The organism is Streptomyces sp. NPDC101118, assembly GCF_044759445.1.
In the GTDB taxonomy this organism is placed as follows: domain Bacteria; phylum Actinomycetota; class Actinomycetes; order Streptomycetales; family Streptomycetaceae; genus Streptomyces.
In genome coordinates this window covers 1-22,524 of the sequence record NZ_JBIVZG010000039.1, presented here as the reverse complement: position 1 = coordinate 22,524, position 22,524 = coordinate 1, and the positions used below count along the sequence as shown (strand labels likewise).

Here is a 22,524-nt window from a genome sequence, read left to right as displayed (position 1 = left end):
TCGGGCCCCGCCTGGCGTCAGGTCCGTAGGGTGGTCGCATGCTTTCGGAACCACGTTCAGGGCGGCTGGCCGCCTGGGGAAACGCTTTGCTGGGCGGGCTGGTGTCGCCGGACGACGCCGTGCTCGCGGTGGTCGGGGACGATGCGGTGCACCGTGTGCAGGGGCTGCCGGGCGAGTCCGCGCCGGTCGGTCTGACGCTGGGGCTCGGCCGGCTGCGGGCGCTGGGGGTGACGGGTCTGCGGGTGGCGCTGCCGGCGCCGGGGCATCCGCTGGGGCTGAGCGGTCCGCCGGAGTTCAATGCGCGGGCGCTGGATGCGGAGGAGGCGGTCGTCGCGGTGGGGGCGGCGCTGGGGCTGGTGCCGGAGGTGAGCGAGGCCGGGCCGGCGGGCGACGTGCACGTGGAGGTGGTGTGGCACTGCCTGCCGGTGCGGGAGGCGCCGCCCGCGGACGTGCCGTCGCTGGGCGAGGCGGAGCGGGAGCTGGCGGAGGCGCTGCGGGAGGCGACCGTGGTGCTGACGCGGCTGGGCGTGGCGGCCTCGGGGCCGGTGGCGGAGGCGGCGCTGGACGCGTACCGGGCGCGGGCGGAGGCGGGGCGCGAGGTGCTGGCGCCGGGGTATCCGCCGCGTGCGGTGCGGGTGCTGGAGCTGGCGCAGCGGATCGCGCTGATGATGGATCTGGCGGTCGGGGCCGGGCACGGGGGCGCGGTGGCGGCCTCGGAGATGGCGGCGCGGACGGAGGCGCTGCGGCCGGTGGAGCGGGTGGCGCGGCGGGCGCAGGTCGCGGCGTACAACGCGTACGTGGAGGAGCAGGAGCGGCGGCGGGGGTAGGCCGTCCCTTCGGGGGCCCGCTCCCCCGCCGGGGTGGGCCGTCCCGTCCGGGGCCCGCTCGCCCGGCTGTCGCCGGGAGGTGCCCCCGGATCCGCGGGGCGTGTTGCGCCGGGGCGTACGCCGGCCCCCGTACCGCCAGGAGGTACGGGGGCCGGCGGGCTCGGGTGGCGTCAGGCGTTGAGGCCGGAGTTGCCGAAGGCGGGGTTCAGGGCGCCGATGACGGTGACGGCGTTGCCGACCACGTTCACGGGGACGTGGACGGGTACCTGGACGAGGTTGCCGGAACCCACGCCGGGGGAGTTCAGGGCCTCGCCGTGGGCGTGGGCGCCGCCGTGGGCGGCGGAGACACCGGCGGCGGCGGCCACCAGGCCGCCGGCGATCATGGTGACGGCGGTGGCCTTCTTGAAGTTCTTCACGTTCGACGTCCTCACTGGTGTTCGCCGCGGCCAGCCGCCGCGGCACGCCATGGGAAACGGTCGCCCGCCGGTCAGGATGCGCCATGTGGGGTACATCCACCCGACGGTATGAATCTCAGCCCGGACCGTAACCCGGGGCGGTCCGGTCAGGGCGTGGCGGCGATCCGGTCAGGAATCGGTCAGACCGTGACGTACGGCCCAGAGTGCGGCCTGGGTGCGGTCGGCGAGGTCCAGCTTCATGAGGATGTTCGAGACGTGCGTCTTGACGGTCTTCTCGGACAGGACGAGGGCGCGGGCGATCTCCCGGTTGGAGCGGCCGTCGGCGATGAGGCCGAGGACCTCGCGCTCGCGCTCGGTGAGGGTGCCGCCGCGGCTGCCCGCCGGGGCCTGCTCCTCCTGGGCCAGCAGGGCGCCGGCGACCTCGGGCTGGAGCAGCACGTGGCCGGCGTGGACGGAGCGGATGGCGCCGGCCAGGGCGTCGGGATCGATGTCCTTGTAGACGTATCCCGCGGCGCCCGCGCGGAGGGCGGGGACGACGGTGCGCTGCTCGGTGAAGCTGGTGACGATCAGGACGCGGGCGGGGTTGGCCAGCTCGCGGAGGCGGCGCAGGGCGTCGATGCCGTCGGTGCCGGGCATCTTGATGTCCATCAGGATGACGTCGGGGCGGAGCTCCTCGGCGTGGGCGACGCCGGTCTCGCCGTCGGCGGCCTCGCCGACGACCTCGATGTCGTCCTGGACCTCCAGGAAGGTGCGCAGGCCCCGGCGGACGACCTGGTGGTCGTCGACGAGCAGGACCCTGATCCTGGGTGCGCGTGCGGTGGTGGGGCGGGCCGCCGTGTCAGCCACCGGGGACCTCCATCTCGATCGTGGTGCCCGTGCCGGGCGCCGATTGCACGGTGAGCCTGCCGCCGACGCCGCCGGCGCGGTCGCGCATGGAGACGAGGCCGAGGTGGCGGCCGGCCCGGCGGACCGTCCGGGGGTCGAAGCCGCGGCCGTCGTCGGTGACGCGGAGCAGGGCGCCGGTGCCGCGGCGGGTGAGGGTGACCTCGACGAGTCCGGCGTCCGAGTGGCGCAGGGCGTTGTGGAGCGCCTCCTGCGCGACGCGGAGGAGGGCTTCCTCCTGGGCGGCGGGGAGCGCGCGTACGCCGTCGCACCGGAACGTGACATGTGACGTGTGGGCGCGGTCGAGGACCTGGATCTGGGTGCGCAGGGTGGCGACCAGGCCGTCCTCGTCGAGGGCGGCGGGGCGCAGTTCCACGACTGCGGCGCGCAGCTCGTCGGCCGCTTCGGCGGCGAGGACGGTGACCTGGTGGAGCTCCTCCTTGGCGCGGGCCGGGTCGCGGTCGACGAGGGCGGTGGCGGCCTGGGCGGTCAGGCGCAGGGAGAAGAGCTTCTGGCTGACGGCGTCGTGCAGCTCGTGGGCGAGCCGGGAGCGCTCCTCGGCGATGGTGAGCTCGCGGCTGCGTTCGTAGAGGCGGGCGTTGGTGAGGGCGATGGCGGCGTGCTGGGCGAGGATGCCGAGCAGTTCCTCGTCCTCCTCCGTGAAGCCGCATCCGCCGCCGGGGCGGGGGCAGCGCTTGTTGGCGAGGAAGAGCGCGCCGATGATGTCGTCGCCGTCGCGGACGGGCAGGCCGAGGAAGTCGGACATCTCCGGGTGGGCGGCGGGCCAGCCCTCGAAGCGGGGGTCCTCGCGGACGTCGGCGAGCCGCTCCGGGGTGGCCTGGTGGAGCATCGCGGCGAGGATGCCGTGCTGCCGGGGCAGGGGGCCGATGGCCCGCCACTGCTCGTCGCTGACGCCGTCGACGACGAACTGTGCGAAGCCGCCGTGGTCGTCGGGGACGCCGAGGGCCGCGTACTCGGCGTCGAGGAGTTCCCGGGCCGAGGCGACGATCGTCTTGAGCACGTCCCGGACCTCCAGGTGGCGGCTCATCGCGAGGAGCGCCGTGGAGACGGCGGCGAGGCCGGTGCGGGGTCGGTGGCTCATGGGCTCACCGTACCCGCGGGGGGTGCGGTCCGGATCGGACCGGGGTCGGGGGGTGCGGGGCGTCGGTCGCAGGGCCCGGGACCTGCGACGGAGGGTCCTGCGGCCTAGGCCGAAGGACCCCGGGGGTGCGGCCGCGGGGCCGATCCGGGCGGGGGCGGTCCGTACCTACGTTGAAGGCGTCGGATACGGATCGAGGGGTGGTTGTCGTGTCGGTGGCGGTCGTGACGGGTGCGTCGCGGGGGCTGGGCCGGGCGCTGGCCCGGGAGCTGGCGGGGCGGGGCTGGGACCTGGTGCTGGACGCCAGGTCGCCGGGCCCGTTGAAGGGGGTGGCCGAGGAACTGGCCGGTTCCGGGGTGCGGGTGGTGGCGGTGCCGGGGGACGTGACCTCGGCCGGGCACCGGGCGGAGCTGGTGGCCGCGGCGCGCGGGCTGGGCGGTCTCGACCTGCTGGTGAACAACGCGGGGGTGCTGGGCGGCGAGCCGCTGGTGCCGCTGGGGGTGCACGCGCTCGCCGGGCTGCGGGCGGCGCTGGAGGTGAACGTGGTGGCTCCGCTGGGGCTGCTGCAGGAGGCGCTGCCGCTGCTGCGGGCCTCGGAGCGGGGCGCGGTGCTGAACGTCAGCTCGGACGCCGCGGTGGTGGCGTACCGGACGTGGGGTGCGTACGGGGCCTCGAAGGCGGCGCTGGACCGGTTGTCGGCGGTGCTGGCGGTGGAGGAGCCGGGGCTGCGGGTGTGGTGGGCGGATCCGGGGTCGATGCGGACCGCGATGCTGGCCGCGGCGGAGCCGGACGAGGACCTGAGCGGGGTGCCGGGGCCCGAGGAGGTGGCGCCGGTGCTGCTGCGGCTGCTGGACGGCGGCGGGCGTGCGGGGCTGCCGAGCGGGAGGTACACGGCGGAGGGGCTGGCGGGGGCCGGTGGGGCCGGGGCCCGCGGTGTGACGTTGGAAGGTGACCTGTGACATCGCACGGGGTGGTGCGGATACCGGCGGTGCCGGAAGAGCTGTCGGCGCGGGTGCCGGTGGAGCGGCGGGGGCCCGGTCTGGGGCGCGACGCGGTGCGTCTGCTGGTCTCGCGCGGTACGGAGGTCTCGCACCACCGGTTCGGCGCGCTCCCGGGGCTGCTGCGAGCGGGGGACGTCCTGGTGGTGAACACGTCGGCCACGCTGCCGGCCGCGGTGGACGCGCGGCTGGACGGTGCTCCGGTGGTGGTGCACTTCTCGACCGGGGGCGACGACGGGCGCTGGGCGGTGGAGCTGCGGGAGCCGGACGGCCGGGGTACGACGGGTCCGCGGCCTGGGGGTCCGGCAGGGGCGGAGCTGCTGCTGCCGGGCGGGGTGCGGCTGGTGCTGGTGGAGCCGCTGGCGCCGGGCGCGGAGCGGCTGTGGTGGGCGCGGGTGTCCGTACCGGGGGTGCCGGGGCTGCTGCACCGGTACGGGCGGCCGGTCCGGTACCGCTATACGGAGCGGGACCAGCCGCTGGCCGCGTACCAGACGGTGTTCGCGGTGCCGTCTCCCGACGGGGCGGGCAGTGCGGAGATGCCGAGTGCGGCGCGGCCCTTCACGGCGGAGCTGGTGGCGGCGCTGGTGAGCCGGGGGGTGCAGTTCGCTCCGCTCACCCTTCATACGGGGGTGTCCTCGCCGGAGGCGCACGAGCCGCCGTACCCGGAGCGGTTCGAGGTGCCGGAGGCGACGGCGCGGCTGGTGAACGCGGCCAGGGCGGGCGGCGGCCGTGTCGTGGGGGTGGGCACCACGGCGGTGCGGGCGCTGGAGTCGGCGGCCGGGCCGTCGGGGGTGGTGGCGGCCGCGCGGGGGTGGACGGACCTGGTGGTGACGCCTGAGCGCGGGGTGCGGGTGGTGGACGGTCTGCTGACCGGGCTGCACGAGCCGGAGGCCTCGCACCTGCTGATGCTGGAGGCGGTGGCGGGCGCCGAGGCGGTGCGCCGGGGCTATGCCGAGGCGGTCGAGCGGCTCTACCTCTGGCACGAGTTCGGTGACGCGCATCTGCTACTTCGGTGATACGCATCTGCTACGCAAGAATGAGGGTAGTAACATTCCGCATTGCTGAAGCAACGCATGGTAATACTGTTACGTGGTCGATGTGAGCCCGGGCATAGGACGCATGTCACTTACGAAGTGACCTAGTGGATAGATAAAGACGTCGTCAGTGCTGCTCCGAGCAGTGTGAGCGGCGAAATTCCGGCCCTTGCGGGCGGGCTTGATCCACTAAGCGGCATCGTACGTCACACCTTTGCCACAGGATTTTGCCGCCGCTAAGAATGGCTGCCGCCGCACGGTGCTGCGGGTTTCCGAACCCCGGCGCATTCCTGCGGACCCCGCTATTCGAAGAGGTTGCCTGCATGTCTGCGTCCAGCACTCCCGGTCATAGCCGTCTGACCAAGACCCACAAGATGTCGATCGCCGGTGTCTCCGTTCTCGGTGCCGCCGCCCTCGCCTTCTCCCTGGTGCCCGCCCAGCAGGCCGACGCCACGACGGTCGCGGCGGAGCCGGTGTCCTGGACGCAGGCTGTCGACGCGGTGCACACGAAGAACGTGCAGGGCCTGACCCAGCAGCACCAGGTCGTCGAGAAGGCCGTCAAGGCCGCCGAGGCGAAGAAGATCGCCGACGCCAAGGCCGCCGCGGCCAAGAAGACCGCCGCCGCCAAGGCCGCCAAGGCGAAGAAGGACGCCGAGGCGAAGGCCAAGGCCGAGGCCGCCGCCAAGAAGGAGCGGGCGAAGAAGGAGGCGGCCAGCCGTTCCGCCGCCCGCAAGCCCGTCTACGCGAACAACCTGGACGGCTGGATCCGCGAGGCGCTGTCCATCATGAAGCGCGAGGGCATTCCCGGCAGCTACGCCGGCATCCACCGCAACATCATGCGCGAGTCGAGCGGCAACCCCCGCGCGATCAACAACTGGGACATCAACGCCCAGAACGGCATCCCGTCCAAGGGCCTGCTCCAGGTCATCCAGCCGACCTTCAACGCCTACCACGTCAAGGGCACGAAGTTCGACCTGTACGACCCGGTCGCCAACATCGTCGCCGCCTGCAACTACGCGGCCGACCGCTACGGCTCGATGGACAACGTCAACAGCGCCTACTGAGCCGCGCGCAGACACCAGACCCCCATGCGCCGCGGGGCGGCACCCGGATCTCCGGGTGCCGCCCCGCGGCGTTCGACGTGTCCGTGCGGCCGCTGCGGACCGTGCGGAGGGGCCGGCTACTTGCGCATGACCTCGGGCTCGTGGCGGCGCAGCAGGCGCGCCACCGCGAAGCCGCAGGCGATGCCGATGAGCAGCAGGACGGTGATGTCGAGGGTCCACTGGCCGGCGGTGGCCTCCCACAGCGGGTCGGTGTTCCCCGGGTTGTCGTGGTCCCACGGCGGCATCAGGTGGCCGAGGTCCAGCGTGGTGCCGGCGGCGCCGATGGCCCAGCGCGAGGGCATCAGCCAGGCGAACTGCTCCAGGCCCGGCGAGTCGTACACCTGGAAGAGGATGCCGGTGAACACGACCTGGACGATCGCGAACATCACGAGCAGCGGCATGGTCTTCTCGGCGGTCTTCACCAGCGAGGAGATCACCAGGCCGAACATCATCGAGGTGAAGCCCAGCGCGATCACGGCGACGCACAGCTCGACGGCCGGCGGCATGATCAGGCCCTCGGCGGGGAGCTGGCGGGTGGCGAAGCCGATGCCGCAGATGATCACGCCCTGGAGGGCCGTGATGAACCCGAGGACGATGACCTTGGACATCAGGTACGCGGAGCGGGACAGGCCGGTGGCGCGCTCGCGCTCGTAGATGACCCGTTCCTTGATCAGCTCACGGACGGAGTTCGCGGCGCCGGAGAAGCACATGCCGACCGCGAGGATCAGCATGATGGTGCCGGCGTCGCCGTTGAAGCGGGCCTTGCCGGTGGGCGGCGCGAGGCCGAAGTCGGCCGGGATGACCGTGGAGACCACGCCCAGGACGGCCGGCAGGATCAGCATCAGGCCCATGAAGCCCTTGTCGGACGCGATCACCGAGACGTAGCGGCGGATCAGCGTCCGCAGCTGCGAGCCCCAGGCCTGCGGCTTGGGCGGCTGCATCTGCTGCATGGGCGGCATCTGCACCGACTGCGGGGCGACCGCGTCGATGTCCGCGGCGTACATCTGGTAGTGCTGCGAGCCCTTCCAGCGGCCCGCCCAGTCGTAGTCGCGGTAGTTCTCGAAGGCGGAGAAGACGTCGGCCCAGGTCTGGTAGCCGAAGAAGTTCAGCGCCTCGGCGGGCGGGCCGAAGTAGGCCACGGAGCCGCCGGGTGCCATGACGAGCAGCTTGTCGCAGATCGCCAGCTCGGCCACGGAGTGGGTGACGACGAGCACGGTGCGGCCGTCGTCGGCGAGGCCGCGCAGCAGCTGCATGACGTCGCGGTCCATGCCCGGGTCGAGGCCGGAGGTGGGCTCGTCGAGGAAGATCAGCGACGGCTTGGTGAGCAGCTCGAGGGCGACGGACACGCGCTTGCGCTGGCCGCCCGAGAGCGAGGTGATCTTCTTGTCCTTGTGGATGTCGAGCTTGAGCTCGCGCAGCACCTCGTCGATGCGGGCGGTGCGCTCCTCCTCGGCGGTGTCGCCGGGGAAGCGGAGCTTGGCCGCGTACTTGAGGGCGGTGCGGACGGTCAGCTCCTTGTGCAGGATGTCGTCCTGCGGGACCAGACCGATGCGCTGGCGCAGCTCGGCGAACTGCTTGTACAGGTTGCGGTTGTCGTAGAGGACGTCGCCCTGGTTGGCGGGGCGGTAGCCGGTGAGCGCCTTGAGGAGCGTCGACTTGCCGGAGCCCGAGGGGCCGATGACCGCGATGAGGGACTTCTCCGGGACGCCGAAGGAGACGTCCTTGAGGATCTGCTTGCCGCCGTCGACCGTGACGGTCAGGTGGCGTGCGGAGAAGGAGACCTCACCGGTGTCGACGAACTCCTCGAGGCGGTCGCCGACGATGCGGAAGGTCGAGTGGCCGACGCCGACGATGTCGTTCGGGCCGAGCAGCGCGGTGCCGGACTTCGGCAGCGGCTGGCCGTTGACGTAGGTGCCGTTGTGGCTGCCGAGGTCCTTGATCTCGAAGCGGCCGCCGGTCGAGCGGAACTCGGCGTGGTGGCGCGAGACCTGGAGGTCGGAGACGACCAGTTCGTTGTCGAGCGCACGGCCGATGCGCATGACGCGGCCGAGGTCGATGTGGTGGAAGGTCGTCGGGCTGCGGTCGCCGTAGGCCGGGCCGCCCGAAGCCGGTGCCTGGTACTGCTGGCCGGCCGGGGCCTGGTGGGCCGGGGCCCCGCCCTGCTGCGGTACGTGGGCCTGCGGCGTGCCCTGCGGCGGGAAGCCGCCGCCCTGCTGGGCGGGGCCGCCCGCGGGTGCCTGGCCGGGCCAGGCGGCGGGGGCTCCCTGCTGGGCGTGCGCGACGGCGGCCGTGAGGTTCAGGCGCGGGCCGTCGGTCGCGTTGCCGAGGTGCACGGCGCTGCCGGCGGCGAGTTCGGCGCGCTGGACCCGCTGGCCCTGCACGTACGTGCCGTTGGTGCTGCCGTGGTCCTCGATGGACCAGCCGCGGCCGGTCCAGCTGACGGTGGCGTGCCGCCACGAGACCCGGGCGTCGTCGATCACCACGTCGCCCTGCGGGTCGCGCCCCAGGGTGTACGACCTGGACGGATCGAGGGCCCAGGTCCTTCCGTTCAATTCCAGTACGAGTTCCGGCACTCCACGCCCCACTTGTTGTCCCCCGATTTCCCCCTGACGGCAGGGAGTCTAGGGATGGCGAACTTCGGGGGGAACTATTTCAGGCCCGGGCGCAGAAGTGGAATCCGGGCCCCGCCGAGTGCGTACGGATCATACGCAGAGGGGAGATGCGTGATGACTCGGCACGAATCGGGGGGTCCGCGCATGGGTTCCGTCAGGGTGGGTCCGGACGGCGGGGCGGGGCCAACGCCCGCTGTCCGCTGGGGTGACGTGGTGCCGGCCGCGATCGCGGCGGTGGGCTGGTCGTTGGTGGCGATGGCGGGGGTGGCCGCGCTCGGGCTGCACCTGCTGGGGGCGGACGCGACGGGGGGTTCGCTAGGGCCGATGACAGCGGCCGTGGTGGTGCTGGCCGTTGGGGGCTCGGTGACGCCCTCGGGGAACGTGTCGGCGTTCGGTCTGGAGGGTGCGGCGGCGGACACGGCCGTCGACATCACCCCACTGGGGGTGGGACTGGCGGGGGCGCTGGTGCTCGGCCTCCTGTTCCTGCGGACCGGTGGCGCGGCCGGCCGGGGGGCGCGTCAACTGCTGGCCCGCGGTGCGGCGGTGACGGTGCTGTTCGTCGCGACGGCGGGCGGGCTGGCGTGGGTGGGGCACGACGCGGTGACGTGGGACGGGCTGGAACTGCCGGGAACGGGTGGCGGGGGCGGGGGCGGGGGCGGAGGGGGGCCCGGTGGGCTGGAACTGCCGGGGATCGGGGACCTGGGCGACCTCGGTGGGCTGCTGCCCGACCGGGTGGGCGACCTCGTCGACGCCAAGGCCCGGGTGGGGTTCACGGTGGACACCGTGCCGACGCTGTGGGGGGCGGCGGTGTGGGTGGTGGCGGTGCTGCTGGTCGCGGCGTGCGCGGGGCGGCGCCGGCACCCGTCCGGTGCGCTGCTGTCCGTGGTGCGGCCGGTGGCGTCGGCGGTGGTGGCGGTGCTGCTGGTGACGGTGGTGGCCGGGCTGGCTGCCGCGGGGTGGGCGGCGCTCGGTGACGAGCACCCGGAGCGGATCGTGGGCGCCGCGCTGCTGGGGGCGCCGAACGGGACGTGGCTGGCGGTGCCCCTCGGGATGCTGGTGCCGTTCGACGGCCGGGCGACCGGGGAGCTGGCCCGGGTGCTGCCGGATCCGCTGGACGAGCTGCTGTCGGTGTCGGCCCGGGAGCCGGTGACGGTGGGGCGGCTGGCCGGGTACGACGGGCGGGCCTGGCTGCTGGTGGTGGCGGTCGCGGCGGCGCTGCTGTACGCGGGGGTGCTGGCGGCGGTGCGGTCGCCCCGGGTGGGTGGCCCGGGGGGCTTCGCGCTGCGGGGAGCGGTGCGGATGGGGGTGGCGTGGGCGCTGGTGGTGCCGGTGCTGGTGTGGCTGACGCGGGTGTCGGTGGACGCCTCCCTGTCGGTGCTGGGGGTGGATGCCTTCGGTGCCGGGGTGGAGCTGCGGGGGCGGGTGGGGCCTGCGGTGGTGCTGGGGGGCGTGTGGGGGGCGGTGTCCGGTGGGGTGGGGGCGCTGGTGGCGTGGCGGTGGGCGCGGGCTCCGGTGGTGCCGGCCGGGGTCCCGGGGTGTGCGGGGGTGGTGGGGGTCGCGGGTGCGGGGTGGCCGCCGGGGGCGGTGGGGCCGTACCGGCCGTCGCCGGTGTACGGGGAGCCGGGGGTCAACCCGTACCGGGGCGGGCCGGGTGGTGCGGGTGGTGGTCCGGGCAGGGCCGGGGGTGCGGGTGGTGGGGCGCCCGGTGCCGGGGGGTACGGGGGTGGCGGGCCGGGACACGGCGGTGGGCCGGGCGCCGGGCGGGGTGCCGGGGCCGGTGGGCGGGGTGCCGGGGCCGGTGGGGGCGGGCGGGACGTGTCGGGGGACGCGACCATCGCCGGGACGCCGCCGCCGTGGCCGCGCCGGCCCGGCGGGGCGGACCGTTCGACGGACGAGACGATCGCGGGCCCGCCGCCGCCCCCGCCCCCGCGGAGGCGGCCGGTGAAGCCTCCGTTCACTCCCCCGCCACCGCCGGGTCCCCCGCCGTCCGCCCCGCGGCCGCCGGAAAGCCCCAGCTGAGCGACAGGGTGTCCCGGGGGGTGGGACGGGGGGCGCCACATCGTGGGCGGGAGGATACGGTGAGCACACCATGAGTGCTTCGCAGACCTCCGACGTCCCCACCCTCCTCGTCAAGATCTTCGGCAAGGACCGTCCCGGGATCACCGCCGGGCTGTTCGACACCCTCGCCGCGTACTCCGTCGATGTCGTGGACATCGAACAGGTCGTCACCCGCGGCCGTATCGTCCTGTGCGCCCTGGTCACCAAGCCCGCCGCCGGCGGGGAGGGTGAGCTGCGGGCCACCGTGCACAGCTGGGCCGAGTCGCTCAAGCTGCAGGCGGAGATCATCTCGGGTACCGGTGACAACCGGCCGCGCGGCTCCGGCCGCTCCCACGTCACCGTGCTGGGCCACCCGCTGACGGCCGAGTCCACGGCCTCGGTGGCCGCCACGATCACCTCCACGGGCGGCAACATCGACCGTATCTTCCGGCTGGCGAAGTACCCGGTGACCGCCGTGGAGTTTGCCGTCTCGGGTACGGAGACGGAGCCGCTGCGCACCGCGCTGGCCACGGAGGCCGCGCGGATCGGGGTGGACATCGCGGTGGTCTCGGCCGGTCTGCACCGGCGGGCGCAGCGACTGGTCGTGATGGACGTCGACTCGACGCTGATCCAGGACGAGGTCATCGAGCTGTTCGCGGCGCACGCGGGCTGCGAGGACAAGGTCGCCGAGGTCACGGCCCAGGCGATGCGCGGGGAGCTGGACTTCGAGCAGTCGCTGCACGCCCGGGTGGCGCTGCTGGCGGGGCTCGACGCGTCGGTGGTGGACAAGGTGCGGGCCGAGGTGCGGCTCACCCCGGGTGCGCGGACGCTGATCCGGACGCTGAAGCGACTGGGCTACCAGGTGGGTGTGGTCTCGGGCGGCTTCACCCAGGTGACGGACGACCTCAAGGAGCGGCTGGGGCTGGACTTCGCCTCCGCCAACACGCTGGAGATCGTCGACGGGAAGCTGACCGGCCGGGTGACCGGCGAGATCGTGGACCGGGCGGGCAAGGCGCGGCTGCTGCGGCGGTTCGCGGGCGAGGCCGGGGTGCCGCTGGCGCAGACCGTGGCGATCGGTGACGGCGCGAACGACCTGGACATGCTGAACGCGGCGGGGCTGGGTGTGGCCTTCTGCGCGAAGCCGGTGGTGCGGGAGGCCGCGCACACGGCGGTGAACGTGCCGTTCCTGGACACCGTGCTGTACCTGCTGGGCATCACGCGCGAGGAGGTCGAGGCGGCCGACATAGACTAGGCGGCCGCTCGACCACGACGGAGGCCCCCGGCGGGATGCCGGGGGCCTCCGTGTGTCCGGGCCGGGGTCCGGGCGCCGGGCTCGGGCTGCGCGCTCGGGCTCCGGGAGCCGGTGCGGGCCGGTCAGTGCTGGGGCGTCCAGAAGTCGAGCAGGGTGCCGACGCCGTGCTCCACGGACTTCCAGCTGCCGGTGAAGCCGACGACGGCGACGGCCGCGGTGGGGAAGCCGGAGCGGGCCATGCGCTGGAGGGTGTCGCCCTCGGCGCGGCCGGACAGGGCGTCGGCCAGGGCGTGCATGCCGGGGTTGTGGCCGATGACGAGCAGGTCGGCCACCTCGTCCGAGGTCTCGTTGAGCAGCGCGATCAGCTCGCCGAGCGAGGCCTCGTACAGGCGCTCCTCGTAGACGGTCTTGGGCCGGTGCGGGAGTTCCTGGACGGCGAGCTTCCAGGTCTCGCGGGTGCGGGCGGCGGTGGAGCACAGGGCCAGGTCGAAGGTGATGCCGGTTTCGGCCAGCTTCAGTCCGACGGCGGGGGCGTCCTTCCTGCCGCGCTCGGCCAGCGGCCGGTCGTGGTCGGACACCTGCGGCCAGTCGGCCTTGGCGTGCCGGAGGAGGACGATCCTGCGAGGTGTATCGGCGCTCATGGGTCCCAGCTTCGCACGAAATGAGCCACGGGGCGCAGGGTGTTGATGGGCTCACCCGGGGCGGAAGGGCGCGCTCCGGCGCGCGTCGTCAGGGCAGTGCGCGCAGCAGGCCGTCGACGAGCTGGGCGAGTGCGGAGCCCTCTCCGGTGGTCGCCGCGTGGGCGTCGCCGGAGCCGGAGAGGAGCAGGAGGAGCGCGGCGAAGGCGATGGCGGGCAGCAGCAGGGTCCACCAGCGCAGCCGGGTGTCCGCCCCGCGGCCGGGGGTGCGGGGCCGGGCGGCGATGCCGGTGCCGGCGGCTGTGGCGCGGGTGAGGGGCGGGCGGGTCAGCGCGCGGGCGGTGTGGTGCACGCGGGTCTGGGTGGGGGCCGACATGACCGCCTCCGTGGGTGTTCGGGCCTGGTGTTCCTCGCTGCTTCGAATCTATGGATCCGAGGCGGCGGTTCCCATCAGGTGATCCACCCACTTGACCCTGAGCCTGGCCCCCTAGGGGATGGGGGGTTATCCCCACCCCCGGGCGAGCGTGTGCCGGGTGGGTCGCATCGGCTGCCGGCGAGTGAGCCGAAGGGCGCGCTGGGGTCGGGAGGCGAACGAGCCCAAAAAATTACGGCGCGGCGAAGGTCGCGATGATCGCCACGATCACGGTGACGCCGAGCATGGCGCCGAGGACGAGGGCCAGCTTCTTGCGGCCGTTCTGGGGGTTCGGTTCGAGCACGGGCATGGGGTCAGTCTCCCATGCGGCATTCGTCCTCGATGGTGCGGTCCCGGCCGGCCAGGACGCCGACGGCGATCTGGGGCACCATCAGCCCGGCCATGAGGGCGAGGGGCAGGTCCCAGCCGCCGCTGTGCTGGTAGAGCACGCCGATGACCAGGGGGCCCGGGATGGAGATCAGGTAGCCGGTGCTCTGGGCGAAGGCGGACAGCTTGGCGACGCCCGCGGCGGACCGGGCGCGCAGCCCGATCATGGTGATGGCCAGGGGGAAGGCGCAGTTCGAGACGCCGAGGAGGACGGCCCAGGCCCAGGCTCCGGCGGCGGGGGCGAAGTAGAGGCCCGCGTATCCGGTGAGGCCGAAGAGGCCGAGGGCGAGGGCGATGACGCCCTGGTTGCGGACGGCGCCGGCGAGGCGCGGGATGACGAAGGCCAGGGGCACGCCCATGACCATGGTGACGGCGAGGAGCACGCCGGCGGTGCCCGCGGAGACTCCGGCGTCGCGGAAGATCTGCGGGAGCCAGCCCATGGTCACGTACGCGCCGGTGGCCTGGAGGCCGAAGTAGCCGGCGAGGGCCCAGGCGGTGCGGCTGCGGATGACGCGGGGGCCGGCCGCCTCGGGGCGCGCCCCGGCGGTACGGGCGGACCCTGCGCTCCCGGGCGCCTCACCGGCGCGGGCGGCCGCGGCGGCCCGCTCGCGGCGGGCCTCCCGGGCCACGGGCAGCCAGGGCAGCACGGCGGCGACGGCGAGGACGGCCCAGATCAGCAGGCCGGTGCGCCAACTGCCGCCCAGGGCCTGGGTCATGGGCACGGTGGCCGCGGCGGCCAGGGAGGTGCCGATGGCCAGGGCCATGGAGTAGAGGCCGGTCATGGTGCCGACGCGGTCGGGGAACCAGCGCTTGACGATCACCGGCAGCAGCACGTTGGTGAGCGCGATGCCGGCGAGGGAGAGGGCGCTGGCGGCGAGGAAGCCGGCGGTGCCGCCGGCGAAGGGGCGGACGACCATGCCCGCGGCGATGGCCGCCATGCCGGCGCAGACCACGGCGCCGGGGCCGAAGCGGCGGGAGAGCCGGGGCGCGGTGACGCCGAAGACGGCGAAGCAGAGGGCCGGCATGGAGGTGAGGAGCCCGGCGACGGTGCCGCTCATGCCGAGGCCCTCGCGGGTCTCCTCCAGCAGGGCGCCGAGGCTGGTGATGGCCGGGCGCAGGTTGAGGGCGGCCAGGACGATGGCGACGACGAGGACGGGGCCGAGCCAGGAGGGGGTCTCCCGGTCGGTCGCGGGGGCCTCGGCGGGGGTGGTGCGGGCCGCCGCGGGGCGGTCGAGGGTGCGGGTCTCTTCGTCGTGCATGCCCCACTATAAATTCATGGGATGATTGGTTGTCCAGTCTGGTGTTGAGGATTCAGCCTCCGGCCGTTTCTGGATCAAGACGTTTTCGAGGAGGATGGGGCCCATGCCGCTGACCACGCCCCGGCGCTCCGCGCTCGTCGACCAGGTGATCGCCCAGCTCAGGAACCAGATCACCTCGGGCGAGTGGCCGGTGGGCTCGCGCATCCCGACGGAACCGGAGCTGGTGGAGCTGCTGGGCGTGGCCCGCAACACCGTCCGCGAGGCCGTACGGGCGCTCGCGCACAACGGGCTGCTGGACATCCGGCAGGGCTCGGGCACGTACGTGATCGCGACCAGCGAGCTGGCGGGCGTGATGCACCGGCGGTTCGCCGGCGCGGACCCGCGGCACATCGCGGAGCTGCGGTCGACGCTGGAGTCCTCGGCGGCCCGGCTGGCGGCGGAGCGGCGTACCGAGCGGGACGTCGCCCAGCTCGACACGCTGCTGGCGCGTCGGGAGGAGGCCTGGGACTCGGGCGACGCCGAGCTGTTCGTCGCCGCGGACGTCAGCCTGCACATGGCGGTGGTGGCGGCCTCGCACAACGACGTGCTGATCGGGCTCTACTCCGACCTCGGCGACCTGCTGCGGGACTGGCTGCGCGACGACGTCGGCACCGAGCTGACCCCGGCCACCCACATGGACCACGCACGGCTGGTCGAGGCGATCCGGCGCGGGGACGCGGACGCGGCGGCCTCCGAGGCCGCCGGCTACCCCTTCGAGTGGCTGCGGCACGCGCCCGGCCGCGACCGGGACTGACCGTCCGGAGCCGGGCCCGGGGACAGACGTGGGGACGGGCCTGTGACAGGCCTGGTGACGGCCTTGTGACGGGCCCGGTGACAGGCCTGGGGACGGCCTAACCCCGCTGGTGGCTCACCCAGGCCGAGCGGATCTCCTTCCAGCACCGGCTGGTGAGCTGCACGTGGTCCGCGGGGGCCACGGCCACCGCCACGCTGTCGCTGTCCACGTCCCACCAGCGCTCGCACTCGACGTGCAGCCGGACCAGGTCGGTCCGCGGGTAGCGGTTGTGGCAGTACGCGGTGACGCGCGACCCGGTGACCTCGGTGTCGCAGTCGGCGCCGAAGAGGTCCCCGCCGCGCGCGTTCCGCGGCGGTTCCGGCCGGCTCGGGGGCTCCTCGGGCAGCTCGCGCACGTCCACCGCGGCCGGTGCTCCCCCGTCCCCCGCCGCGGGACCGGCGTCGCCTCCGGCGTGGGGGCCGTCGTACGGGCGGGCGGCGGCCGTGGGCGCCAGGAAGCCGGTGAGCACCGCGGAGGTGACCAGCAGTGACGCGAACCGGCTCGGCCTCGGACGCACCCCGTACCTCCCTCCCGCAGCACGCCGGGCCCCTCCCGGCGTGCCCAGTCTGCGCGAAACGCGAGGGCCGCGCCTCCCGGAGGAGGCGCGGCCCGGTGCGTACGCAGACCCTGCTGGGCCGTACGGGGGAAGCCGTGCGGGATCAGGCACCCATGGCGTGGACGCCGCCGTCGACGTGCACGATCTCGCCCGTGGTCTTCGGGAACCAGTCCGACAGCAGGGCGACGATGGCCTTGCCGGCCGGCTCCGGGTCGGCCATGTCCCACTCCAGCGGGGAGCGGTCGTTCCAGACGTCGGCCAGGCCGGAGAAGCCCGGGATGGACTTGGCGGCCATCGAGCCGATCGGGCCGGCGGAGACCAGGTTGCAGCGGATCCCCTCCTTGCCCAGGTCGCGCGCCAGGTAGCGGCTGGTGGCCTCCAGGGCGGCCTTGGCCGGGCCCATCCAGTCGTACTGCGGCCAGGCGAACTGCGCGTCGAAGGTGAGGCCCACGACCGCGCCGCCCTCGGCCGGGAACAGCGGCTTGCAGGCCATGGTCAGCGACTTCAGCGAGAACGCCGAGACGTGCATGGCGGTGGCGACCGACTCGAACGGGGTGTTCAGGAAGTTGCCGCCGAGCGCGTCCTGCGGGGCGAAGCCGATGGAGTGCAGCACTCCGTCGAGGCCGCCGAGCTCGTCGCGGACCAGCTGCTCCAGGCGGCCGAGGTGCTCGTCGTTGGTGACGTCCAGCTCGATGACCTTGGCGGGCTTGGGAAGCTTCCGGGCGATGCGCTCGGTCAGGGTGGGCCGGGGGAAAGCGGTCAGGATGACCTCGGCGCCCTGCTCCTGGGCCAGCTTCGCGGCGTGGAAGGCGATGGAGGACTCCATCAGCACACCCGTGATGAGGATGCGCTTGCCGTCGAGAATTCCGCTCATGTGATCAGTGACCCATGCCCAATCCGCCGTCAACGGGAATGACGGCTCCGGTGATGTAAGAGGCTTCGTCGGAGGCCAGGAAGCTTACGGCCGCGGCGATCTCCTCGGGCTGCGCGTAGCGGCCCAGCGGGACCTGGGAGACGATCCCGGCGCGCTGCTCGTCGGTGAGCACCTTCGTCATGTCGGTGTCGACGAAGCCGGGCGCGACGACGTTGAAGGTGATGTTGCGGGAGCCCAGCTCGCGGGCGAGGGAGCGGGCGAAGCCGACGAGGCCGGCCTTGGAGGCGGCGTAGTTCGCCTGCCCGGCGGAGCCCAGCAGGCCCACGACCGAGGAGATCAGGACGACGCGGCCCTTCTTGGCGCGCAGCATGCCGCGGTTGGCGCGCTTGACGACCCGGAAGGTGCCGGTGAGGTTGGTGTCGAGGACGGAGGTGAAGTCGTCCTCGGACATGCGCATCAGGAGCTGGTCCTTGGTGATGCCGGCGTTGGCGACCAGCACCTCCACCGCTCCGTGCTTCTCCTCGATCTCCTTGTAGGCCTGCTCCACCTGCTCGGGGTCGGTGATGTCGCACCGCACCGCCAGGACACCGAGACCGGTGAGCTCCTGCGGGGGCTCGCCCGAGCGGTACGTGATCGCCACCTTGTCGCCGGACTCGGCGAAGGCGCGGGCGATGGCGAGGCCGATGCCCCGGTTTCCTCCGGTGACGAGAACCGAGCGGCTCAACGGATCACCCTTTCCCTAGCTGTCTGGATACCGGAAACCTATCGGTCCGGTCGTGCGTACGAGGAATCGGGCCTCGACAGGGCATCGTGACGGGCTCTGTCGAGTCCCTACAGAAAGCGGTAGGCAAGCGGGCCGCGAAAGCGACATGATCGGGGCGACCGGTCCCGACCACAGGAGGACATCCGTGCCTCATTCCATCGACGCGTCGTTCACGGCACTGCCGCTGCGCGCGCTCGCCGACGCGGCGCTCGCGCGCGCCCGTGCCCTGGGCGCCGAGCACGCCGACTTCCGGCTGGAGCGGATCCGCAGCGCCTCGTGGCGGCTGCGCGACGCGAAGCCGTCCGGCTCCTCGGACACCACCGACCTCGGGTACGCCGTACGGGTGGTGCACGGCGGCAGCTGGGGCTTCGCCTCGGGCGTGGACCTGACCATGGACGGCGCGGCCCGGGTGGCCTCGCAGGCCGTCGCGATGGCGCAGCTGTCCGCCAAGGTGATCAAGGCGGCGGGGTCCGACGAGCGGGTGGAGCTGGCGGACGAGCCGGTGCACGCCGACCGGACCTGGGTCTCCGCGTACGACGTCGACCCCTTCTCCGTGCCGGACGAGGAGAAGTCGGCGCTGCTGGCCGACTGGAGCTCCCGGCTGCTGCGGGCGGACGGGGTGGCGCACGTGGACGCCGCGCTGCTCGCCGTACACGAGAACAAGTTCTACGCGGACACCGCGGGCACCGTCACGACGCAGCAGCGCGTGCGGGTGCACCCCTCGATCACCGCGGTCGCGGTGGACGACAAGAGCGGCGAGTTCGACTCGATGCGGACGCTGGCGCCGCCGGCCGGCCGCGGCTGGGAGTACCTGACCGGCACCGGCTGGGACTGGGACGACGAGCTGGAGCGCATCCCGTCGCTGCTGGCGGAGAAGATGCGCGCGCCGAGCGTGGAGGCCGGCCGGTACGACCTGGTGGTCGACCCGTCGAACCTGTGGCTGACCATCCACGAGTCCATCGGGCACGCCACCGAGCTGGACCGCGCGCTGGGCTACGAGGCGGCGTACGCGGGCACCTCCTTCGCCACCTTCGACCAGCTGGGCAAGCTGGTCTACGGCTCGCCGATCATGAACGTGACGGGCGACCGCACGGCCGAGCACGGCCTGGCGACCATCGGGTACGACGACGAGGGCGTCGAGGCGCAGTCCTGGGACCTGGTGAAGGACGGCACGCTGGTCGGCTACCAGCTGGACCGGCGGATCGCGAAGCTGACCGGCCTCGGCCGGTCAAACGGCTGCGCGTACGCGGACTCCCCCGGGCACGTCCCCGTGCAGCGGATGGCCAACGTGTCGCTGGCGCCGGACCCGGGCGGGCTGTCCACGGAGGACCTGATCGGCGGGGTCGAGCGGGGCATCTACGTGGTGGGCGACCGGTCCTGGTCGATCGACATGCAGCGGTACAACTTCCAGTTCACCGGCCAGCGCTTCTTCCGGATCGAGAACGGGCGGCTGGCGGGCCAGCTGCGGGACGTGGCGTACCAGGCGACGACCACCGACTTCTGGGGCTCGATGGAGTCGGTCGGCGGCCCGCAGACGTACGTGCTGGGCGGGGCCTTCAACTGCGGCAAGGCCCAGCCGGGGCAGGTCGCGGCCGTGTCGCACGGCTGCCCGTCCGCGCTGTTCCGCGGCGTCAACATCTTGAACACCACGCAGGAGGCCGGTCGATGACCCGGAGCACGAAGCCCCACGAGATCGTCGAGCGGGCCCTGGAGCTGTCCACGGCCGACGGCTGCGTGGTGATCGCCGACGAGGAGTCGACGGCCAACCTGCGCTGGGCCGGGAACGCGCTGACCACCAACGGCGTCACCCGCGGCCGCACGCTCACGGTGATCGCGACGGTGGACGGCAAGGAGGGCACCGCCTCGGGCGTGGTCTCCCGGTCCGCGGTCACGGAGGCGGACCTGGAGCCGCTGGTACGGGCCGCCGAGGCGGCCGCACGGGGTGCGGGCGCCGCCGAGGACGCCCAGCCGCTGGTGACCGGGGTGCCGGTGTCGGCGGACTTCACGGAGGCGCCGGCCGAGACCTCGTCCGCGGTGTTCGGGGACTTCGCCCCGGCGCTGGGCGAGGCCTTCGCCCGGGCCCGGGCGGGCGGCCGGGAGCTGTACGGCTTCGCCAACCACGAGCTGGTGTCGACGTACGTGGGGACGTCGACGGGGCTGCGGCTGCGCCACGACCAGCCCAACGGCACGCTGGAGCTGAACGCCAAGTCGCCGGACCGGCAGCGGTCGGCCTGGGCCGGGCGGGCCACGCGGGACTTCAAGGACGTGGACCCGGCGGCGCTGGACGCGGAGCTGGCCGTACGGCTGGGCTGGGCGGAGCGGCGGATCGAACTGCCCGCCGGGCGGTACGAGACGCTGCTGCCGCCGACGGCGGTGGCGGACCTGCTGATCTACCAGATGTGGTCGGCGTCGGCGCGGGACGCGGCGGAGGGCCGGACGGTGTTCTCGAAGCCGGGCGGCGGCACCCGGCTCGGCGAGCGGCTGACCGAACTGCCGCTGACGCTGCGCAGCGACCCGTCGGAGCCGGGCCTGGAGTCGGCGCCGTTCGTGATCGCGCACAGCTCCGGGGACGACGCGTCGGTGTTCGACAACGGGCTGCCGGTGCCCGAGGTGGAGTGGGTGCGGCGGGGCGAGCTGGCCCACCTCACCACCACCCGGCACACCGCGGCGCTGACGGGCCTCCCCCAGGCGCCGGGCTTCGGGAACCTGATCCTGGACGGGGGCGGCGAGAAGTCCCTGGACGAGATGGTGGCGGCCACCGAACGGGGTCTGCTGCTGACCTGCCTCTGGTACATCCGCGAGGTCGACCCGGCGACGCTGCTGCTGACCGGCCTGACCCGGGACGGCGTGTACCTGGTGGAGAACGGCGAGGTCGTGGGCGAGGTGAACAACTTCCGCTTCAACGAGTCGCCGGTGGACCTGCTGTCGCGGGCCACGGAGGCCGGGCGGACGGAGCGGACCCTGCCGCGCGAGTGGAGCGACTGGTTCACCAGGGCCGCGATGCCGGCACTGCGCATTCCGGACTTCAACATGAGCTCGGTCAGCAAGGGCGTGTGACGCCCATAGACTGATCCGGGCGCGATTTTGTAGTTTTCCCAGCTGATCGAGGAGTCGAGAGATCGTGACGGACATCGTCGACGAACTGAAGTGGCGCGGACTGTTCTCCCAGTCCACCGACGAGGACGCGCTGCGCAAGGCGTTCGCGGACGGCCCGGTCACGTTCTATTGCGGCTTCGACCCGACCGCGGCCTCGCTCCACGTCGGCCACCTGGTGCAGGTGCTGACCGTCCGGCGGCTCCAGCAGGCCGGTCACCGGCCGCTGGCGCTGGTCGGCGGGGCCACCGGTCAGATCGGTGACCCGCGGCCGACCGCCGAGCGCACGCTGAACGACCCGGAGACGGTCGCGAACTGGGTGAACCGGCTGCGCGGCCAGATCGAGCCGTACCTGTCCTTCGAGGGCGAGAACGCGGCGGTCATGGTGAACAACCTCGACTGGACGGCCGGGCTGTCCGCGATCGAGTTCCTGCGGGACATCGGCAAGCACTTCCGGGTCAACAAGATGCTCACCAAGGACTCGGTCGCGCGCCGGCTGGAGTCGCAGGAGGGCATCAGCTACACGGAGTTCAGCTACCAGCTGCTCCAGGGCATGGACTTCCTGGAGCTGTACCGCCGGTACGGCTGCACCCTCCAGCAGGGCGGGTCCGACCAGTGGGGCAACCTGGTGGCCGGCCTCGACCTGATCCACAAGCTGGAGCCGGAGGCGCAGGTCCACGCGCTGGCGACGCCGCTGATGGTCAAGGCGGACGGCACCAAGTTCGGCAAGACCGAGAGCGGCGCCGTCTGGCTGGACCCGGAGATGACCACGCCGTACGCGTTCTACCAGTTCTGGCTGAACGTGGACGACCGGGACATCTCGACGTACATGCGCATCCTGTCCTTCAAGAGCCGCGAGGAGCTGGAGGCACTGGAGGCGCAGACCGCCGAGCGGCCGCAGGCCCGCGCCGCGCAGCGGGCGCTCGCCGAGGAGCTGACGGCTCTGGTGCACGGTGCGGACCAGTGCGCCGCCGTGATCGCGGCGTCGAAGGCGCTGTTCGGCCAGGGCGACCTGGCGGAGCTGGACGAGGCGACGCTGGCCGCCGCCCTGTCGGAACTGCCGCACGCCAAGGTGGCGGAGCCCGGCCTGGTCGTCGACCTGTTCGCGGAGACCGGCCTGGTCGCGAGCAAGTCGGCCGCGCGCCGGACGGTGAAGGAGGGCGGCGCGTACGTGAACAACGCCAAGGTCGCCTCCGAGGAGGCCGCCGTCGCCAAGGAGGACCTGCTGCACGGCCGCTGGCTGGTGCTGCGCCGGGGCAAGAAGAGCCTGGCCGCGGTGGAGGTCACCGGCTGACCGGTCCACAGGACCGTCGGAGTACGGCGAGGGGGGGGGGGGCGGCCCGGGGGGGGGGGGGGGCCCCCCCCCCCCCCCCGCCCCGGACAGGGGGAAGTCGCAATGGTTGCGGCCCTGGATACACGGGGGAGGTGGTTAGTGTGGGTCGTGAAAACA

21 protein-coding genes are annotated in these 22,524 nt (G+C 73.4%); 10 read left to right on the top strand and 11 right to left on the bottom strand.

Translation table 11 applies throughout. The features are described 5' to 3' along the window. The first annotated feature begins 38 nt into the window (after window positions 1-38). Window positions 39-827 carry a hypothetical protein gene (locus ACIQUQ_RS34975; protein ID WP_403984182.1) on the top strand — a complete coding sequence of 263 codons (789 nt, stop codon included), beginning with the start codon at window positions 39-41 and terminating at the stop codon, window positions 825-827. A 170-nt stretch (window positions 828-997) separates the two neighbouring features. Here ACIQUQ_RS34975 and ACIQUQ_RS34970 read toward each other — a convergent pair whose 3' ends face one another. The 3 genes from ACIQUQ_RS34970 to ACIQUQ_RS34960 form a co-directional block, all read right to left on the bottom strand. Beyond that, the gene (locus ACIQUQ_RS34970; protein WP_403984180.1) at window positions 998-1,243 is read right to left on the bottom strand and encodes a chaplin family protein; all 246 of its coding nucleotides are present in this window, start codon (window positions 1,241-1,243) and stop codon (window positions 998-1,000) included. Window positions 1,244-1,411: 168 nt separating this feature from the next. Further along, complete coding sequence (locus ACIQUQ_RS34965) at window positions 1,412-2,089, bottom strand: response regulator (protein WP_403984178.1); 678 nt, start codon at window positions 2,087-2,089, stop codon at window positions 1,412-1,414. Beyond that, entirely contained in the window at window positions 2,082-3,227 is a 1,146-nt protein-coding gene (locus tag ACIQUQ_RS34960; protein WP_403984176.1) for a GAF domain-containing sensor histidine kinase, read from the bottom strand. The genes ACIQUQ_RS34965 and ACIQUQ_RS34960 overlap by 8 nt, the downstream gene beginning before the upstream one ends. A gap of 206 nt (window positions 3,228-3,433) precedes the next feature. Here ACIQUQ_RS34960 and ACIQUQ_RS34955 point away from each other — a divergent pair, with 206 nt between their 5' ends. The 3 genes from ACIQUQ_RS34955 to ACIQUQ_RS34945 all read left to right on the top strand — a co-directional run bounded on the left by ACIQUQ_RS34955 (window position 3,434) and on the right by ACIQUQ_RS34945 (window position 6,320). Continuing rightward, window positions 3,434-4,183 carry an SDR family NAD(P)-dependent oxidoreductase gene (locus ACIQUQ_RS34955; protein WP_403984192.1) on the top strand — a complete coding sequence of 250 codons (750 nt, stop codon included), beginning with the start codon at window positions 3,434-3,436 and terminating at the stop codon, window positions 4,181-4,183. Beyond that, complete coding sequence (locus ACIQUQ_RS34950; RefSeq protein WP_403984174.1) at window positions 4,180-5,238, top strand: S-adenosylmethionine:tRNA ribosyltransferase-isomerase; 1,059 nt, start codon at window positions 4,180-4,182, stop codon at window positions 5,236-5,238. The genes ACIQUQ_RS34955 and ACIQUQ_RS34950 overlap by 4 nt, the downstream gene beginning before the upstream one ends. A 341-nt stretch (window positions 5,239-5,579) precedes the next feature. After that, window positions 5,580-6,320, top strand: coding sequence for a transglycosylase SLT domain-containing protein (locus ACIQUQ_RS34945; RefSeq protein WP_403984172.1), 741 nt, complete (start codon window positions 5,580-5,582; stop codon window positions 6,318-6,320). Window positions 6,321-6,436: 116 nt separating this feature from the next. Here ACIQUQ_RS34945 and ACIQUQ_RS34940 read toward each other — a convergent pair whose 3' ends face one another. Beyond that, window positions 6,437-8,944, bottom strand: a complete 2,508-nt coding sequence (locus ACIQUQ_RS34940; RefSeq protein WP_403984170.1) for an FHA domain-containing protein — start codon at window positions 8,942-8,944, stop codon at window positions 6,437-6,439. Window positions 8,945-9,115: 171 nt separating this feature from the next. Between ACIQUQ_RS34940 and ACIQUQ_RS34935 the strand changes: the two genes are divergently transcribed. Together ACIQUQ_RS34935 and serB are read left to right on the top strand one after the other, a co-directional pair. Beyond that, window positions 9,116-10,990, top strand: a complete 1,875-nt coding sequence (locus ACIQUQ_RS34935) for a streptophobe family protein (protein ID WP_403984168.1) — start codon at window positions 9,116-9,118, stop codon at window positions 10,988-10,990. A gap of 70 nt (window positions 10,991-11,060) precedes the next feature. Beyond that, entirely contained in the window at window positions 11,061-12,260 is a 1,200-nt protein-coding gene (gene serB / locus ACIQUQ_RS34930) for a phosphoserine phosphatase SerB (RefSeq protein WP_399940440.1), read from the top strand. 122 nt (window positions 12,261-12,382) lie between these two features. Here serB and ACIQUQ_RS34925 read toward each other — a convergent pair whose 3' ends face one another. From ACIQUQ_RS34925 to ACIQUQ_RS34910, 4 genes are all read right to left on the bottom strand, one after another. Further along, window positions 12,383-12,901, bottom strand: a complete 519-nt coding sequence (locus tag ACIQUQ_RS34925) for a SixA phosphatase family protein (protein WP_399940438.1) — start codon at window positions 12,899-12,901, stop codon at window positions 12,383-12,385. Between the two features lie 88 nt (window positions 12,902-12,989). Next, complete coding sequence (locus ACIQUQ_RS34920; RefSeq protein ID WP_403984166.1) at window positions 12,990-13,274, bottom strand: hypothetical protein; 285 nt, start codon at window positions 13,272-13,274, stop codon at window positions 12,990-12,992. A 229-nt stretch (window positions 13,275-13,503) separates the two neighbouring features. Beyond that, on the bottom strand, window positions 13,504-13,620 hold the full coding sequence (locus tag ACIQUQ_RS34915; protein WP_403984164.1) for an SGM_5486 family transporter-associated protein: 117 nt from the start codon (window positions 13,618-13,620) through the stop codon (window positions 13,504-13,506). Between the two features lie 4 nt (window positions 13,621-13,624). Then, window positions 13,625-14,956 carry a CynX/NimT family MFS transporter gene (locus ACIQUQ_RS34910; RefSeq protein WP_403984162.1) on the bottom strand — a complete coding sequence of 444 codons (1,332 nt, stop codon included), beginning with the start codon at window positions 14,954-14,956 and terminating at the stop codon, window positions 13,625-13,627. A gap of 103 nt (window positions 14,957-15,059) precedes the next feature. Between ACIQUQ_RS34910 and ACIQUQ_RS34905 the strand changes: the two genes are divergently transcribed. Next, on the top strand, window positions 15,060-15,749 hold the full coding sequence (locus ACIQUQ_RS34905; protein WP_403661333.1) for a FadR/GntR family transcriptional regulator: 690 nt from the start codon (window positions 15,060-15,062) through the stop codon (window positions 15,747-15,749). 97 nt (window positions 15,750-15,846) lie between these two features. Here ACIQUQ_RS34905 and ACIQUQ_RS34900 read toward each other — a convergent pair whose 3' ends face one another. The 3 genes from ACIQUQ_RS34900 to fabG all read right to left on the bottom strand — a co-directional run bounded on the left by ACIQUQ_RS34900 (window position 15,847) and on the right by fabG (window position 17,942). After that, entirely contained in the window at window positions 15,847-16,305 is a 459-nt protein-coding gene (locus ACIQUQ_RS34900; protein WP_403984160.1) for a hypothetical protein, read from the bottom strand. Between the two features lie 142 nt (window positions 16,306-16,447). Continuing rightward, entirely contained in the window at window positions 16,448-17,218 is a 771-nt protein-coding gene (gene fabI / locus ACIQUQ_RS34895; protein WP_399940422.1) for an enoyl-ACP reductase FabI, read from the bottom strand. A gap of 4 nt (window positions 17,219-17,222) precedes the next feature. Continuing rightward, entirely contained in the window at window positions 17,223-17,942 is a 720-nt protein-coding gene (fabG, locus tag ACIQUQ_RS34890; protein ID WP_399940420.1) for a 3-oxoacyl-[acyl-carrier-protein] reductase, read from the bottom strand. 184 nt (window positions 17,943-18,126) lie between these two features. On the opposite strand from fabG, the gene ACIQUQ_RS34885 reads away from it, so the two are divergent. The 3 genes from ACIQUQ_RS34885 (at window position 18,127) to tyrS (ending at window position 22,368) form a co-directional block, all read left to right on the top strand. After that, window positions 18,127-19,650 (top strand): TldD/PmbA family protein, encoded by a 1,524-nt coding sequence (locus ACIQUQ_RS34885; protein ID WP_403984158.1) that lies wholly within the window; start codon window positions 18,127-18,129, stop codon window positions 19,648-19,650. Continuing rightward, complete coding sequence (locus tag ACIQUQ_RS34880) at window positions 19,647-21,038, top strand: metallopeptidase TldD-related protein (RefSeq protein ID WP_403984156.1); 1,392 nt, start codon at window positions 19,647-19,649, stop codon at window positions 21,036-21,038. The genes ACIQUQ_RS34885 and ACIQUQ_RS34880 overlap by 4 nt, the downstream gene beginning before the upstream one ends. Window positions 21,039-21,102: 64 nt before the next feature. Beyond that, complete coding sequence (gene tyrS / locus ACIQUQ_RS34875; protein WP_403984154.1) at window positions 21,103-22,368, top strand: tyrosine--tRNA ligase; 1,266 nt, start codon at window positions 21,103-21,105, stop codon at window positions 22,366-22,368. Window positions 22,369-22,524: the final 156 nt, after the last annotated feature.